The sequence below is a fragment of the Bacteroides sp. AF39-11AC genome (assembly GCF_003474285.1).
In the GTDB taxonomy this organism is placed as follows: Bacteria; Bacteroidota; Bacteroidia; order Bacteroidales; family Bacteroidaceae; genus Bacteroides.
In genome coordinates, this window is record NZ_QROH01000003.1 from 227,045 (window position 1) to 241,680 (window position 14,636).

The 14,636-nt window shown below is 41.4% G+C and carries 17 protein-coding genes; 6 read left to right on the forward strand and 11 right to left on the reverse strand.

The annotated features are described in order from the left end of the window. The first annotated feature begins 62 nt into the window (after positions 1-62). From DW036_RS06605 to DW036_RS06615, 3 genes are all read left to right on the forward strand, one after another. Entirely contained in the window at positions 63-293 is a 231-nt protein-coding gene (locus tag DW036_RS06605; RefSeq protein ID WP_118462279.1) for a DUF4248 domain-containing protein, read from the forward strand. Between the two features lie 81 nt (positions 294-374). After that, positions 375-2,486 (forward strand): BT4734/BF3469 family protein, encoded by a 2,112-nt coding sequence (locus tag DW036_RS06610; protein WP_118462281.1) that lies wholly within the window; start codon positions 375-377, stop codon positions 2,484-2,486. A 107-nt stretch (positions 2,487-2,593) separates the two neighbouring features. Further along, positions 2,594-4,162, forward strand: a complete 1,569-nt coding sequence (locus DW036_RS06615) for an ATP-binding protein (RefSeq protein WP_118462283.1) — start codon at positions 2,594-2,596, stop codon at positions 4,160-4,162. A gap of 82 nt (positions 4,163-4,244) precedes the next feature. On the opposite strand, the gene DW036_RS06620 is transcribed toward DW036_RS06615, so the two are convergent. Together DW036_RS06620 and DW036_RS06625 are read right to left on the reverse strand one after the other, a co-directional pair. Then, positions 4,245-5,231, reverse strand: coding sequence for a type II toxin-antitoxin system antitoxin SocA domain-containing protein (locus DW036_RS06620; protein WP_118462285.1), 987 nt, complete (start codon positions 5,229-5,231; stop codon positions 4,245-4,247). Beyond that, positions 5,228-5,584, reverse strand: a complete 357-nt coding sequence (locus DW036_RS06625; RefSeq protein WP_118462287.1) for a type II toxin-antitoxin system MqsR family toxin — start codon at positions 5,582-5,584, stop codon at positions 5,228-5,230. The genes DW036_RS06620 and DW036_RS06625 overlap by 4 nt, the downstream gene beginning before the upstream one ends. Positions 5,585-5,821: 237 nt before the next feature. Between DW036_RS06625 and DW036_RS06630 the strand changes: the two genes are divergently transcribed. From DW036_RS06630 to DW036_RS06640, 3 genes are all read left to right on the forward strand, one after another. After that, positions 5,822-6,025 (forward strand): helix-turn-helix transcriptional regulator, encoded by a 204-nt coding sequence (locus DW036_RS06630; protein WP_022392017.1) that lies wholly within the window; start codon positions 5,822-5,824, stop codon positions 6,023-6,025. A gap of 220 nt (positions 6,026-6,245) precedes the next feature. After that, positions 6,246-6,740: a DUF2269 family protein gene (locus DW036_RS06635; RefSeq protein ID WP_022392018.1), complete on the forward strand. Its 495-nt coding sequence runs from the start codon at positions 6,246-6,248 to the stop codon at positions 6,738-6,740. Further along, positions 6,728-6,979 (forward strand): hypothetical protein, encoded by a 252-nt coding sequence (locus DW036_RS06640; protein WP_118462289.1) that lies wholly within the window; start codon positions 6,728-6,730, stop codon positions 6,977-6,979. The genes DW036_RS06635 and DW036_RS06640 overlap by 13 nt, the downstream gene beginning before the upstream one ends. 118 nt (positions 6,980-7,097) lie before the next feature. Here DW036_RS06640 and DW036_RS06645 read toward each other — a convergent pair whose 3' ends face one another. The 9 genes from DW036_RS06645 to DW036_RS06680 all read right to left on the reverse strand — a co-directional run bounded on the left by DW036_RS06645 (position 7,098) and on the right by DW036_RS06680 (position 14,629). Next, a complete protein-coding gene (locus DW036_RS06645; protein ID WP_118462291.1) occupies positions 7,098-7,532 on the reverse strand; it encodes a DUF5053 domain-containing protein in 435 nt (144 codons plus the stop codon). A 65-nt stretch (positions 7,533-7,597) separates the two neighbouring features. Further along, the gene (locus DW036_RS25735; RefSeq protein ID WP_007214535.1) at positions 7,598-7,771 is read right to left on the reverse strand and encodes a hypothetical protein; all 174 of its coding nucleotides are present in this window, start codon (positions 7,769-7,771) and stop codon (positions 7,598-7,600) included. Between the two features lie 106 nt (positions 7,772-7,877). Then, entirely contained in the window at positions 7,878-8,321 is a 444-nt protein-coding gene (locus DW036_RS06650; protein WP_118462293.1) for a DUF4405 domain-containing protein, read from the reverse strand. 68 nt (positions 8,322-8,389) lie between these two features. Continuing rightward, entirely contained in the window at positions 8,390-9,232 is an 843-nt protein-coding gene (locus DW036_RS06655) for an AraC family transcriptional regulator (protein ID WP_118462295.1), read from the reverse strand. Positions 9,233-9,285: 53 nt separating this feature from the next. Beyond that, positions 9,286-9,555: a hypothetical protein gene (locus DW036_RS06660; protein WP_022392023.1), complete on the reverse strand. Its 270-nt coding sequence runs from the start codon at positions 9,553-9,555 to the stop codon at positions 9,286-9,288. Between the two features lie 127 nt (positions 9,556-9,682). Then, the gene (locus tag DW036_RS06665) at positions 9,683-11,035 is read right to left on the reverse strand and encodes an MFS transporter (protein ID WP_118462297.1); all 1,353 of its coding nucleotides are present in this window, start codon (positions 11,033-11,035) and stop codon (positions 9,683-9,685) included. A gap of 12 nt (positions 11,036-11,047) precedes the next feature. Beyond that, positions 11,048-11,953, reverse strand: a complete 906-nt coding sequence (locus DW036_RS06670; RefSeq protein WP_118462299.1) for a glycerophosphodiester phosphodiesterase family protein — start codon at positions 11,951-11,953, stop codon at positions 11,048-11,050. 12 nt (positions 11,954-11,965) lie between these two features. Next, entirely contained in the window at positions 11,966-13,168 is a 1,203-nt protein-coding gene (locus DW036_RS06675) for a ComEC/Rec2 family competence protein (protein ID WP_118462300.1), read from the reverse strand. Between the two features lie 69 nt (positions 13,169-13,237). Beyond that, positions 13,238-14,629: a RagB/SusD family nutrient uptake outer membrane protein gene (locus DW036_RS06680; RefSeq protein WP_118462302.1), complete on the reverse strand. Its 1,392-nt coding sequence runs from the start codon at positions 14,627-14,629 to the stop codon at positions 13,238-13,240. Between the last annotated feature and the right edge of the window lie 7 nt (positions 14,630-14,636).

A 14,636-nucleotide genomic window follows, 5' to 3' on the forward strand; every position in this document is an offset into this window, starting at 1 on the left:
TTTCACCAACCGTTTATTTTCAGTAAATTTACATCACATTAAGAATCAATAAATACAAGAAAATGAAAGAAGAAAAAGGCACCTTCGTAGTGCGCAGTTACACAAAATCGGAACTGGCTCATCTTTACAATCCGCAACTAACCCTTAAAAACGCCACCCAAGTACTTCGCCGCTGGATACTCCACAACGCCGAACTGCATGCAGAACTGATTCATTTGGGTTATCAGGACCGGAACCACATTTTCACTCCCCGCCAGGTAGAAGTCATAGTCCACTATTTGGGCGAACCTTAAACTTAACTTTACGTGAAAAGCCAAAAGTTATTCCCTGTTATCGGACACATATGTTAATTTGCAACAAAATTTATACAAACAATGAAGTATTCATATTATCAAAACAAAAAACAACCGCCCTGCGCCGAAGTAACCGACGAAGAAGTGGCCAACCTCATCCGCCACGATGAAAAACTGGCACACATGACCCTTGACATCCGACAGCATATCACTGCCAATGACATCGCAACCGCTGATTTCATCAAAGGAGAACTTCCCTCCGTCACCTTCTCCGCCCGCTTCACCGGTGGACGCCGATACGACAAACTGACTGAGTATAACGGGGAAATCGTCCTCGACCTTGACAAGAAATCCCCCGAAGAACTGACACGCATCTCAAAAGCAGTCACCGGAAATCCGCATACCCACATCAGCTTTACCAGTCCGAAGGGCAACGGTTACAAACTGACCACAATCACCAGTCTGCCCGACGGTACCCTGCCGCAATCTCCCGAAGAAGTCCGCAACTACCATGCACATGCCTATGACCAGGTTGCCGCACTCTACGAAGAGCTTTGCCGGACGGACATCGACGAATCGGGCAAAGACATGACGCGCATCTGCTATCTGCCTCACGATGAGAATGTCTATCTGAACCCTAATCCGCAGGTTCTCATCGTCGACCTCAACCGCCCTCTCAGGGAAAAGAAAAAGAAGACTCCCGGACGGAAAAAGTCTTCGGGAGCAACACCAGACACACCTCCGTGCAAAAAACCTTCGGACAACATCTCTTATCCCCAAAGCGAAAGCCGCTCCCTGCTCGCCCTCCTTCTTTACTATCACGACCACAAAAACAAGTACGAAGAAGGCAACCGCAACAACTATCTGTTCCGGCTAACCTGCACATACAACGCTTACGGCATCCCCAAAGAAGAAGTCGCCCCTTTCCTGCGCCTCAACTTCACCGACATACCGCCCGAAGAGATTGACTCCCTGACGGACAGTGCTTATCAGCATACGGACGAATTTAACACACGTAAATTGAGAACCTCGCAATGGAACTTCCTCCGCATCGGACAGTATATCAACAATCATTACGAAACGCGCTACAACCAAATGAAGCACCGCATGGAATGTCGAAAAAAGGGTGAAGATGATTTCGTCATGCTGGATGACATGGTAAGCAACAGCATCTGGATGGAACTGAACGAAGCCGGTTATCCTTGCAGCGTCAAGAACATGGAGAACCTGATCTACTCCGATTTCAGTATTTCCTACCACCCCATCCGCGAGTATATGAACCATCTGCCCCAATGGGACGGCATCGACCACATCGGCCGTCTTGCCGAAAGTGTCCATACCATTCCTGCCCAGAGAGAGTTCTGGCTGAAAGGTTTCAGGCATTTTCTGGTAGGTATGGTAGCCGCCGCCACGCAAGAAGAAGTAGTGAACCACCTCTGCCTCCTGCTATGCAGCAAGCAGAATCTGGGAAAAACGACTTTCATCAACAAAATTCTGTCAGATGACTTACGAACCGATTATCTCAGCACCGGCATCATCTCCGCCGGAAACAAGGACGACCTCTCCCGCATGGCGGAATTTATGCTCATCAACTTCGATGAGTTCGAAGGCATGACGGGGCACGAACTCAGTCTGCTGAAGGACCTTATCACCCGGAAGTTTATCAGCATCCGCCTGCCTTATGCCCGCCACACCCTGAACCTGCCCCACTGGGCATCCTTTGCCGGTACCTGCAACTATCCGCAAGTGTTGTACGATCCTACCGGCAACCGCCGCTTCCTCTGCTACGAAATCGAAAAGATAGACCGCTACGAAATCGACTACCCACAGCTCTACGCCCAAATCAAGCATCTGCTGGACACCGGCTACCGCTACTGGTTCGAAGCCGACGAAAATGATGAGATAGAGCGCAACAACAAGCCTTTCATCTTTCAGACTCCCGAAGAAGAAATGCTGTTGACGCATTTCCGCAAACCGGAGCGCTTCGAAAGTTTCAAGTATATGACGGTAAGTGAAATAGCGGAAGAAATCAGAAACAGAACCGGCTATCAATATAACCATGCCGGAAAAATCCTGTTAGGGAAGATTCTCACCAAATATGGCTTCCAGTATGTTACAAGCAAAAATATGAGGCGCTACGAGGTAATACTTCTGGAGGTGGAGAGTGTGAAGAATAATCAGCTGTATCAGTGATATGGCTTGTCGTTTGTAGCTCGTAGCTGCATCAAAACTGTGCCAAAACGAACAATTCTGAAAAAAAACAATTATCTTTGAAGCTATAAAAGAAAAAATGTGTGTTTATGGAATATAATACATCATTACGCAAGCTTCCTATCGGAATACAAACTTTTGCGGATATCCGCCAAGGTAATTATCTATATGTGGATAAGACTGCGCTTGTTTGGCTTATTGCCAATACAGGCAAGCCTTATTTCCTGAGCCGCCCCCGCCGCTTCGGCAAGAGCCTGCTCCTGTCCACTTTCGAGGCTTACTTCGAAGGTAAGAAAGAACTCTTTGAAGGCCTTGCCATTGAAAAGATGGAGACGGAATGGAAAAAATATCCGGTACTGCATCTGGATTTGAATGCCAAAAAGTATGAAACTCCAGCCGACCTGATAGCAATGCTCAACCAAACATTGGAAAAATGGGAAATTGTATACGGAAATGAAAAAAAGGATCGTAGCCCCGAAGAACGCTTTGCATATGTCATAGAACGTGCCTATGAACAGGCAGGTTGTGGTGTAGTGGTCTTAGTGGACGAGTACGACAAACCCCTGTTGCAAGCCCTCGATAATGATGCCCTACTGGAAGATTATCGCAAAACTCTAAAAGCTTTTTACGGGGTACTGAAAAGTGCCGACCGCTACCTGCGTTTTGCTTTCCTTACGGGAGTTACTAAATTCTCGCAAGTCAGTGTGTTCAGCGATCTGAATCAACTGAATGACATCAGCCTGGATTATTCTTATGCCACAGTATGCGGCATCACCCGGACAGAATTGGTTGAAACCTTTACGCCCGAAATAGAAGAATTCGGCAGGGTTAACAAGCTTTCTGCTGAAGAAACTGTCGATAAAATGGCCCGTCAGTACGATGGCTATCACTTTCATCCGAAAGGAGACGGAGTCTTTAATCCCTTCAGCGTGCTGAATGCTTTCAGTAAACGGGAATTAGGAGATTACTGGTTTCAGACAGGAACTCCGACTTTTCTGGTTGAAATGCTCCGTAAGTCAGAATATGACCTTCGTATCTTACTTGATGGCATCGAAGCCCCGGCTTCTATGTTCTCCGAATATCGTGTAGAAGCTAATAATCCGATTCCGTTGATTTATCAGAGTGGTTATCTTACTATAAAGGATTACAATGAGCGTTTTCGGAATTATCTGTTGGAATTTCCTAATGATGAAGTTCGCTATGGTTTCATGAGTTTTCTTGTACCATTTTATACCAGCGTAAATAATGATGATCAGGGCTTTTATATCGGCCAGTTTGTAGAAGAGTTGGAAAGAGGCGATTACAATGCCTTCTTCACCCGCCTACAAGCCTTCTTTGCCGATTTCCCCTATCAACTGAACGCGAAGACCGAACGTCATTACCAGGTCGTTTTCTATTTGGTTTTCAAACTGATGGGACAGTTCACCCAAGCAGAAGTTGAAAGTGCCACAGGACGTGCAGATGCCGTAGTAAAAACCCCTAAATACATTTACGTCTTCGAATTCAAACTGAACGGTACAGCCGAAGAAGCCCTGCAACAGATTGAAGACAAAGGTTACCTGATTCCTTATCAGGCTGACGGACGTGAAGTGATAAAACTTGGAGTAGAGTTCAGCGCGGAAGAGCGTAATATCAGCCGTTGGCTAAATGTGATGTAAAAATCCGAAAGGCACTTACCGTCATTCTGTCATTCAAAGTATAGCTAAAATTTATCCTTGAATGACAGAATGATAAATTCCATTATAAGGCTTTCAAAGTAAAAGCTTCTCTAAAATCAATTAGTTTATTGGTGCCATAATACTTTTTCCAAGCATCTTCATTATGACTTATGGCAGAAATATCGGCAGCAGTTGAATTTTTAAAATTTTCATATACAGATTCTAACACTGACAATTCTTCCTGAGAAAAAACATTCATATCCGCCATCAATAATGAATCTAACTTTACCCCGGAATAACCAGATTCAAATTCAACAATATCTTGGTCAATACCATCCACCAAACTATATACCCTATCCCATCTTACAGGTACAGGACCATATTGAATAGCCTTATAAGCCAAACCACTCATGGCCCTTCCATACTTTTTATAACAAAGAAAATCGGTATAGAAAAGTAACTTATTCATCTTAGTATTAAACACCCCGTCACAACGCTCTATAAAGTATAATAAGATATTCTTAAGCTTCTTATACGACTGCGCAGCATAGCCATTTATACTCCCTCTTGTATATGAGTCATAAATCAGTTCTTCTTCAATATTAGGTAGTTGGGATTCTATTACTTTATTTAGCTTAGCCAATATCCGTTTAAACTCTTTTTCTTCCAACTGATATCTTGCATTTCTTACAAATGTCTCGAAGATTGCAGGATCTTTTATCAAGTTCAGCACTTTTCCATTCGCTTCACTTGGCATGTCTCCACTTTCATACAATCTATACTGGTTGTCCCCAAACCCCAATATCTCAGACATCTTTAAAGCTGACAGATCATACATTTCTCGTATCTGCTTTATTTCATCAGGAAACGGGATACCATATTTTATTCTGTACTGATTGTACACTTGTGCAAGATTTAGCTCATCAATTTCCGTCGTTGTGAAATGCTCTTTAGTATCCTCACACTCATAATAAAGATAAGTGTATTGAAACTTCTCTTTGCGAAATACCAATTCTGAATTTTCTTGCTGAAGGCTTACATTTCCTCCTGTAAAAGGGCTTTTCATCATTTTCCTCCTTTAAATGGGTACCTCATTCTATATTCTGCAATATGAAATGAAATACATATCGTTTGACAATTATCTCTTCCAAGCGAAATCTTTATATAAATCTCATGACCTTTCACATCCTTTCCGAACACCCACATATCGCCTAAATGATTAAGTGTATCAACTATTGGTCCCTGAGAATAATCTTCTACTTCAATTGCTTTTATAATAGTTTCTCTATATTTTGGGGTTATTTCCAAATCAGCTAATGTTTGAGCATTTTTTCCTCTTTCATCTCTAAAGATAATACTAAAGACTTTTAACTTCTGATGGAATTGCTTTAAAAACGCTTCAACCTCCTCTTGTGTTGCCATATTATTATTTTTCTACAAAAATAGACATTAAAATTGAATACTCGCAAAATTTAAAGCAATATTTCAACTTCAAAGTTGAAATATTACAAATAATCCCCAATACAAATCAAACAAACTCTTCATTTTAGTCAATATTTCAATATCAAAAGCATGCAAATAATGCAATATATTGCACTTTTCCCTATTTTATTCAATGATAAATGCTATATTTACCCATAAAAGGCAATATATTGCACCATGAATATAAGTCAAATCATAAAAGATCGCCGCTTGCAATTAGAATTAACCCAACAAGATCTGGCTGATTATACAGAATTAAGTCTGCGCATAATCAAAAGTATAGAGGCAGGCAAGGGTAATCCCACATTCAGCACTCTCAGCAAGATTGCTGAAATATTGGGATTAGAGATTATCATGCAGGTAAAGGAGATAAATAAATGAGGTGACACAGAATAAAGGGTCAGAAAGTACTCTATTTGCATCCGATATGAAACAATCTGTTAGGTCAGGTTAGGTTACTTTTGTAACTTCCCTTATACACTTAAACTTCAGAGAGTAATTACTTTCTATTTTTATCCTTTCTCACGAAAGTTTTAAAAGTAACCTAACTCTACCTAACCGTTCTAATATATTCTTCAATAATCAACAAAACAAAAAAGCTATGGCAGTAAAGAAACTCAAACCGCAAGGAATTAAAATTTTGAAGATGTTCCACATCTTTTTCGCATTTAGTTGGATCATTGGAGGTGTTGCACTTTGCCTTCTGGTCTTTACTGTTCATCCAGAATCTGGAGATGAACTTTATATGCGTTCAAGAATATTGCAGATAATAGACGATTACTTCATTATTTGTGGTGCCTTTGGATCTCTTATTACGGGATTGATATACAGCATTTGGACTAATTGGGGCTTTTTCAAGCATCGCTGGATTATTGTAAAATGGGTAATGACAATCCTGCAAATGGCATTCGGCACATGGGTATTAGGGCCTTGCATAAATAATAACGTCATTATTGCCAATCAACTCAGAGATGCCGCCTTGACAGATCCCGCCTTTCTCGATAATATACAGACCACACAAATATGGGGTACTGTTCAAACTGTATTATTATTAGTACTCATTTTTATTTCTGTGCAAAAACCATGGAAAAAGTAATAATTCGTCCTATCGAAGAAAAAGACAATAAGGAAATAGCTGCCCTGATACGCAAAGTCTTTGAAGAGTTTGATGCGCCTAAAACAGAAAGTGTATATAAGCAACTCTATATCGAATCATTTCCTCAATTTCAAAATGCAGTCTCCCTATACGAACGTAAAGGCTTCCGACATTTAGAATCACGGTTAGGCAGTTCAGGACATACCGCCACAACAATTCATATGATAAAAGACATATAGGAATAAAAGCAAGGAAATATCCTCCGGAAAATTGGCGGAAAGATTAAAAAAAGCGGCGAAAGATTTGAAAAACACCGTCCTATTTTTCAAATCTTTCGCCGCTTTTTTAATAACTTCTTTATTGTCCCACAAAAGCTGAAGCAGCATGCGTTAACTTACCAGCCACATCCTTCAATGCATTAGCCAAAGTAATCAGCTCAGTTGGGGTAAATGTAGCTACTTTCCCATGTACAGCATTCCCATTAATCCGTTGATGTAACCATGAGGCAGATTTGCCAAAGTATCGTTTTGCAAATTCTGAAACTGAAATAAAAGGGAGCACCCCTTCCAACTGCTTGCGAACTTCGATACGCTCACGAAATTCTTTACTCTCATCAATAATTTTATGGACATGGGCAAAGTCCTCTGCAACAGTTGCATTAACCAACTCTTTTTCTTCTTCACCAAGAGATTCGAAGAATGCATTCAGCTTACGTTCTGCTTCATCACGCTCGGAACTACTTGATTTTATCCACAGTTCCTTCAGTCTGAAATATTCCTTTTTTACATCCATACTATAACTGTTTAAATCAACAATCTAACTTTACCCACCGGCAGCTACCCCGGTGGACCTTCTTTCTATCGGAGGACTTCTTTAATTTTATCCAGTTCTAACTGAATAAGCTTAATTTCATCATCCAATACCTTTTTCCTATAACCGTTTGCAATGAGACGATGATAGTTCATAAGGAAGAAATTGAGATTTTCTAGAAGTTCAATTTCCCGCGCTTTTAGCGCTTCTTCATCAGCCATTCAAAGAGCTCTTCTTGATTGACACAACAAAGATAAAGAAATTATTATCATCCACAAAACTTCTCTGATAAAAAAATCATTATCAGAGAAAAATTACCATAAAGAACTATAGCACATGCCTCCTCACCCCCTTATACAGCCCCCTTTTCCTCTTCAATATATGAAGTACCCCCAAAACACTTACAAAAATACCGATTCTATAATGCCACAACCCCAGCGAAGAGTTTGCACCATCAACGAAGCACACCAGTAATATCCCCGAAACAACAGCCAACAGAAAAACAATCGACAATAGCAATACAGCTTTTCTTTTTCCTTTGCATCCTACCGTTCTCAGCCCCTTATACCAAGCCCAATGACTCTTGACATGAATAATCCCCAATATCATAAACAGCAGACTGGCATTCGTGTGAAATATCGCCCAGATATGCCAACTCTCATGATCGACCCCTTGTCCTGCAATATGCAACTCGACGCCCGTGTAGAATGATAAAATAAATACAAGGAGCAACATTAAATCCGTGAAGTAAATAAATCTGTTTCTATTCATCTTTTTTGTTTGCAAAGTTACAGTGCATTGATAAATAGAAGAATAGACTATGTAAGGTTAAGATTGTATTATTCGAGGTATTTTTTCCGGTAGAGAGTGGGACTTATGCCAACCGCCTTTGTAAACAACCGTGTGAAATAGGCATAATCATCTATCCCCAGATGAGTGGAAATCTCTCGCACAGTCAGAGAGGTATATACCAACATTCGTTTGGCATGCAATATGAGTTCATTTTGAATGTACCCGCTTACGCTCACGCCTGTAACGTTCTTAATCACCTCGTTCAGATATACCGATGAGATGTGCAAAGATTCTGCATAATAAGATACATTTCTGTTTATTTGCTCATTAGCAGAAAGTAATTCTTTGAAGGCCAATGTAATTTCAATGTGCCTTCTGTTTTTGGATTCACGCCCGATTATTTTCCGGGCGGCATCCGTTATGATCCCGACAACGGTACATGCCAGATTCTGTAAAACCGTTTTCGATTCATCATTTTCCCGCTCGCCTATCCTGCGGAGAATCATGGCAAACAGTTGAATCAATTCGGTGCGTTGCGTATCGCTTATCTTAAATGGTATCGGCGATAAGGCATACTCGGCAAGGGTCTGTTTGGTGGGAGCATCTATAAATACCCCGTCGATGAATAAGAGAAACGACTTTGCATCCCCTTTATCAACGATCCGATGCACCTGATGCGGCTGGGTGCAGATAACGCTCCCCGCCGACAGGTCGCAATCTTTGAAATCAATGCCGACACGACAGGTTCCACTCTCCACTATACCGAATATATAGTAACTATCCCGATGTGTGTAATTGATCAGCCGGTTCGGGGAAAAAGGAGAAACTTCCTTTGCAAATATCCCGAAATCGGATTGCTGAACTGCTTTATGTAGAGGAATATCCGCCATGCAATGTTTTTTGCAAAGTTAGCAAAAAGGCGGATTACTCCGCCTTTTCTCCCTTATTCTTCCGGCAACTCCCCCGACCGTATCCACTTTACATACGATACCAGCGACTCCCCGCTCATTATCTTTCCCGTTGATTCATTCACCACATCCACCACCGCAGTCAGCGTGCGGATGATCCGTGAGTAATTGTCCTCACCGTTGTAGCGCAGCTTCCCTTGCTCTATCAACTTCACAAGCACGCGGGTAACTGCTTTCGGGTTACCGTAATACTCCACCCTCGCAGGCGTATCATTTTTCTCTGTTTGCCTGATCTGTTTAATCAAACTTTTTTTTATCGACACAGACCAACAGCTCTTCAATGAGAGCATACTCGCGAGCACTGGCTATTTTCAGTGCATCACGCAATTCTTCAAGTTCCATAATCTTAGTTGTTATTAATTTATACAATACCTATTCAGGCTCTTTATTCCGAGCATTCCAAACTAATAATGCTAACAATACTGATAAGATTGCAGCCCCAATCCAAAACCAATTGATATACGTAAAGTCATAAACATCCGTTCCATCCACTACCGTCTTGTTTCCTTCGATCAACACACCACTCATCACATCCTGCAATCCGGCGCCTATGTAACTGGCAATCCCCACTACTCCCAGCGCCGCACCCGAAGCGTTACGCGGAGCAATATCAACCGCCATCAGTCCACCCAGGAAACACAGTAACACGCCGATGCTCGTTCCAAACAATATCATGGCCACCACATCTACCCAAGTATGTGTACCGGGAACGAGCAGGAACAGACACAAAGCGGCTACATTCATTAATCCGAAAATCAATGCAGGCACATTGCGACGTCCGCCGAACAGTTTATCCGATATGAATCCGGAAAAAACTGTACCAACAATGCCGCAAACCGAATTGATAGAAATAATAAAACTGGCATCCAAAGTGGTATATCCCTTCTCCGCTTCCAGATAAAACACTCCCCAACTGTTCACCGCATAACGGCTGATGTACATAAAAGCACTGGACAAAGCCAATATCCAAATGGCAGGCATCAACAAAACCTGCTTTTGCGCTTTATTATAATCAGCAGCTTCCGCAGTATTCATTTCTTTTTTCTCTTTAGGCTGATTCACCGCCGGAAGTCCTTCGCTTTGAGGAGTATCATGAAGGAATCGCCATATTATCAATGCTCCGATAAGTCCCACGAGACCTGCGCCCAGAAAACCATACCTCCATCCCAGAACACTAACCACAGAAGCAACAATGATGAAAGTCAAAGCCTCGCCTATGTTATGGCTGGCAGACCAAAAGCCATAGAAAGACCCACGCTCTTTATCACTAAACCAACGGGAAAGCCCCACTACACACGAAGCAGCTCCCATAGACTGAAACCAACCACTGATTCCCCAAAGAATGGCAAAGAGAATAAATGAGTTGGTAAATCCCAAACAAAGATTGACCAAGGCAGTAACCAATAAGCCTGTAGTCATGAAACGTTTTATATTACTGCGATCAGCCAGGAATCCGTTTGTAAACTTTCCGATTGCATAGGTAAAGAAGAGTACAGAACCGATGATTCCTAATTCGGTTTCTGAAAAAATTCCCTCATCTACAATCGGTTTCTTCATTACATTCAAACTGAGCCGACAAACATAGTACATTCCATACCCAAAGGTTGCAGCCAAAAAAGTAGACCATTGCAAACGCTTCAACCGTTTCTTCTGTTCGGACAAAGACTCTCCGTTACAAGGTCTCGGCATTGAGACCCTGTAAAAATTAATAATATATTTCAGCATATTCTTGTGAGGTTAATCGTGAAGCTTTTTTGCTTTCAGATATTCCAGCAATAGCGCAGGCCGATCTGTCTGAATCAGTTTAGCTCCTTGTCCAATAATCCATCCCCAACTCTCACCCGGTTGTTTCAACTCTACAGCGAGGTCATCATCATGGCCACCACAAAGTTCAGGCCACAAACTGTTTATGAAAATCTTCGCGCCACTATCATGTACTTTCTTTATCAGTCTCAGCACCTCCGGTCCGTCATTATCAAATACCAATTCAAAAGCCTGAGGTTTCATGTGTTCTAAATAACCGTCAATAATCGCTTCAGCACCTTCCTTGTGTAAATTGATCACAGGCATGAAAATCATCTTATCCAGCACTTCTCCATTTTCTGCTTTCACCTGATCATAAGGTAGCCCGGCTTTCATTATGCACTGATGCACAGTACCTGTTTTTTCAAGAATAGCGTATGCCTCTTTAAAATAGTCATAACCTTTATCCACATTCACCATAATTTTACCTTTACACAACTTCATCACTTCTTCAAAAGTAGGTATCAGGTGACGGGTTTTATGTCCGGCTCCACTTCGCATACGGAACTGGCGCAACTCTTCCAACGTATAATCTTCCGGTTTACCTTTACCCGTGGTAGTACGGTCAATCGTTTTGTCATGCATCAGGATAAGATGCCCATCTTTAGTACGCTTCAAATCAATTTCAACCATATCCACCCCCATATCAATGCAATTTTGAATGGCTTGCAATGAGTTTTCAGGAGCATTACGCCAATCCGCACGGTGCGAAACCACCAGAATTGATTTTTCAGCAGATTCATTAAATGCTTTATGAATCCGTTCAGCAGGACTTTGCCCCCATAACGCAACTGTACACAATAATAAAAGACAACTCAATAAAAATAGATTCCTTCTCATAAATTTTATTGTTTATTTTATACATTCAAGTATATCCGATTCGTAGATGACATGGCTTTGGAATACAGGAACCGCATCATCAAAAACATACATACGATATTTGTTACCTTCCGGATATACACGTACCATTATATGCCCCTGATGGGATGCCATTCTGTCAACCAAATCACCGATAACAATTTTAGTAGCCGGATGCATATTCGTGGAGAATATCTTTCTCTCTTCCGGATAAACTTCTTTAGAGAAAAGACGATACAGCACCGTATGATTAGGATGCAGAGCATCCCAAGTAGACATTATGATATTCTGAGGTGATAAATTCCGGAGAAATTTTTCATTAGTCCCGTCCTCATTGCCATGATGATTTAAAACCGCCACTTCCACTTTGCCTACCACATCAGAAACCGGAGCCTCAATATCATGCCACTCTGGACGTCCCGGACGGGGAAAACCTGGAATATCTCCTCCTGTATAGTAATCAAATGCACCATAACTCAACTTTATCACGCAGCTATACATATTTTCTCTGGGCATTTCGCTTTTTGAATAGTTGCCCTTTTCAGGAAATAATGAGACAGATCCTGCATCTCCATCCCAAACCTTGCCATTAGCATATACATTACGCACACCAAATGAATGATATTTTTCCGGTTCATTGCATAACACAAACTGCTTGCACGATCCCACATTAAAGGTTTCACGTTTAGTGCAGTCAGAGATTGATTTTACGAAATTACGATAGTTCATATAGCAAGAATCCTTATCGGAAGGAGGCATAAAGTCATCCCCTCTATCCACGATCACCTTAGCAGGAAAATTCTGATATACCTCGGAAATACCGGTCAGATAATACCTGCCTTTATCCTCTTTCTTATGTAACCAACTACCGATATGATCTGAATGATAATGTGTCAAGAGATAATAATCGATATTCGTTTTGCCTTTAGGTATAAAATAGCGAATATAATCTGCGATCCACTCACCAGCTTTCTTGGTATCATCAGGTTTGGCAGCTACGACCCTCTCTCCGACTCTATTATTCTCTCCGGCATCAATCAACAGAGTAGTTCCATCCGGCAAAATACAAAATGTGCAATCCCCTCGCCCGGTATTTATATGATGAATATCCATATATCCCTCTTTCCATTGAGGCAATTCCTGTGAGAAAGCACATTCAGCCACCAAGGCAAACAACAGTCCCCAAATATATTTCATGTTCCATAGTTTTAGAAGGAAGCCTGAAAGTATTACCTCTCAGGCATCCCCACTCAATAAATACTCAGATTAGTTATATCCCGGATTTTGAGGGAATGTTTCCGGATTGTCGATCAAATCAACCTCCGTTTTCGGAATAGGATATAAATAATCATTCTTTGTTATCGTGAAACCAACCTTTGACATAGCTTCTATCGCCGTATCTGTACGAATCAAATCAAACCAGCGATGCAGTTCGAACGGAAATTCCAAACGGCGTTCTTCCAATACAGCCTTGCGGAAAGCACTCTGGTCTTTCAAATCCGTCACTTTATATTCCACTGCATTTGCACGCTTACGAATCAAATTCAAATAGCTCAGTGCCTTACTTGATTCAGAATTTTCATAGGCCACTTCATTATGAGCCTCAGCACACATCAGCAATACATCCGCCCATCTCAATAATGGTAAGTCAAATCCAACCTTTGCCGTAGTAGCGTCGAACGTATCGTAATACTTGGCTATTACATTATTGTTAGCATCCACCTTCTTATATTCGATCATGGCTTTACGATCGTCCGTATTTCCATAAGAAGCTAAAAGTTTGCTATCAATAACCGACTTATCCTTAAAGTAATCGTTGTAGCCATGTCCTTCCCCAAGAACTGACTTTGAATATCGTACAGCGAACAGAATTTCTTTATTCATCTCCTGGTTTACATCAAAAACATCAGCAACGGTGTTCTGCAAACCATATTTAGATGAATAATCTTTGACTATGTTATCCAGCAAAGTCGCTGCTGCCGACCACTTTTGTTGTGTCAGATAAGCTTTTGCCAATAATGCCTTTGCAGCTACGGAAGTGGCTCTTCCCAGATTGTCATCATCATAAGCAGAAGTAAGCATACCGGATGCAACCTCCAAATCCTCTTCTATGGCTTTATAGACATCCGCCACTGCACTACGCCCATAGCTCTTAGCTTCAGCAGCGGTCACCGGTTTCAGAATCAGAGGTGCAGCTCCCCAAAGACGAACAATATTGAAATAGGCTAAAGCCCGTAAAAACATAGCTTCCCCTTCATACTGCTTTTTCAACGCGGCATCTGTTACCACATCTATACTTGCAAGTACATTGTTGCATCTATATATCTGGTTATATAATTCTTTCCATGCATAGCGAACGACATTATTTCCGGATGTAGCAGTAAAATTATCAATGAAGTAGAACATACCGGCTGCTCCACCGGGATTAATGTCCTCCACATTATCAGACCTTAACTCCATGAGGGAAATGAAGTATTCGCCATATTGATAGGTTCCTTGTAATGAACCATAACAAGCGGACAATGCAGAATTTATATCAGAAGTATTTTTATAGTAATTTGCCGAAGAAGCCTCAGATATAGGTGTCAAGTCCAGAAAATCACTACAGCTGGTAAGCAACAGAGATGCAAAAGCTACAATATAATATTTAATTTTCATATCTTGA

Excerpts from the sequence above, each read along its gene's own strand:
- DW036_RS06680 (WP_118462302.1), bottom strand. The coding sequence starts at position 14,629 with ATGAAAATTAAATATTATATTGTAGCTTTTGCATCTCTGTTGCTTACC.
- DW036_RS06640 (WP_118462289.1), top strand. The coding sequence starts at position 6,728 with ATGGAAAAAGTAATAATTCGTCCTATCGAAGAAAAAGACAATAAGGAA.
- DW036_RS06665 (WP_118462297.1), bottom strand. The coding sequence starts at position 11,035 with ATGCTGAAATATATTATTAATTTTTACAGGGTCTCAATGCCGAGACCT.
- DW036_RS06605 (WP_118462279.1), top strand. The coding sequence starts at position 63 with ATGAAAGAAGAAAAAGGCACCTTCGTAGTGCGCAGTTACACAAAATCG.
- DW036_RS06630 (WP_022392017.1), top strand. The coding sequence starts at position 5,822 with ATGAATATAAGTCAAATCATAAAAGATCGCCGCTTGCAATTAGAATTA.
- DW036_RS06675 (WP_118462300.1), bottom strand. The coding sequence starts at position 13,168 with ATGAAATATATTTGGGGACTGTTGTTTGCCTTGGTGGCTGAATGTGCT.
- DW036_RS06655 (WP_118462295.1), bottom strand. The coding sequence starts at position 9,232 with ATGGCGGATATTCCTCTACATAAAGCAGTTCAGCAATCCGATTTCGGG.
- DW036_RS06610 (WP_118462281.1), top strand. The coding sequence starts at position 375 with ATGAAGTATTCATATTATCAAAACAAAAAACAACCGCCCTGCGCCGAA.
- DW036_RS06650 (WP_118462293.1), bottom strand. The coding sequence starts at position 8,321 with ATGAATAGAAACAGATTTATTTACTTCACGGATTTAATGTTGCTCCTT.
- DW036_RS06670 (WP_118462299.1), bottom strand. The coding sequence starts at position 11,953 with ATGAGAAGGAATCTATTTTTATTGAGTTGTCTTTTATTATTGTGTACA.
- DW036_RS06625 (WP_118462287.1), bottom strand. The coding sequence starts at position 5,584 with ATGGCAACACAAGAGGAGGTTGAAGCGTTTTTAAAGCAATTCCATCAG.
- DW036_RS06645 (WP_118462291.1), bottom strand. The coding sequence starts at position 7,532 with ATGGATGTAAAAAAGGAATATTTCAGACTGAAGGAACTGTGGATAAAA.
- DW036_RS06635 (WP_022392018.1), top strand. The coding sequence starts at position 6,246 with ATGGCAGTAAAGAAACTCAAACCGCAAGGAATTAAAATTTTGAAGATG.
- DW036_RS25735 (WP_007214535.1), bottom strand. The coding sequence starts at position 7,771 with ATGGCTGATGAAGAAGCGCTAAAAGCGCGGGAAATTGAACTTCTAGAA.
- DW036_RS06620 (WP_118462285.1), bottom strand. The coding sequence starts at position 5,231 with ATGATGAAAAGCCCTTTTACAGGAGGAAATGTAAGCCTTCAGCAAGAA.
- DW036_RS06615 (WP_118462283.1), top strand. The coding sequence starts at position 2,594 with ATGGAATATAATACATCATTACGCAAGCTTCCTATCGGAATACAAACT.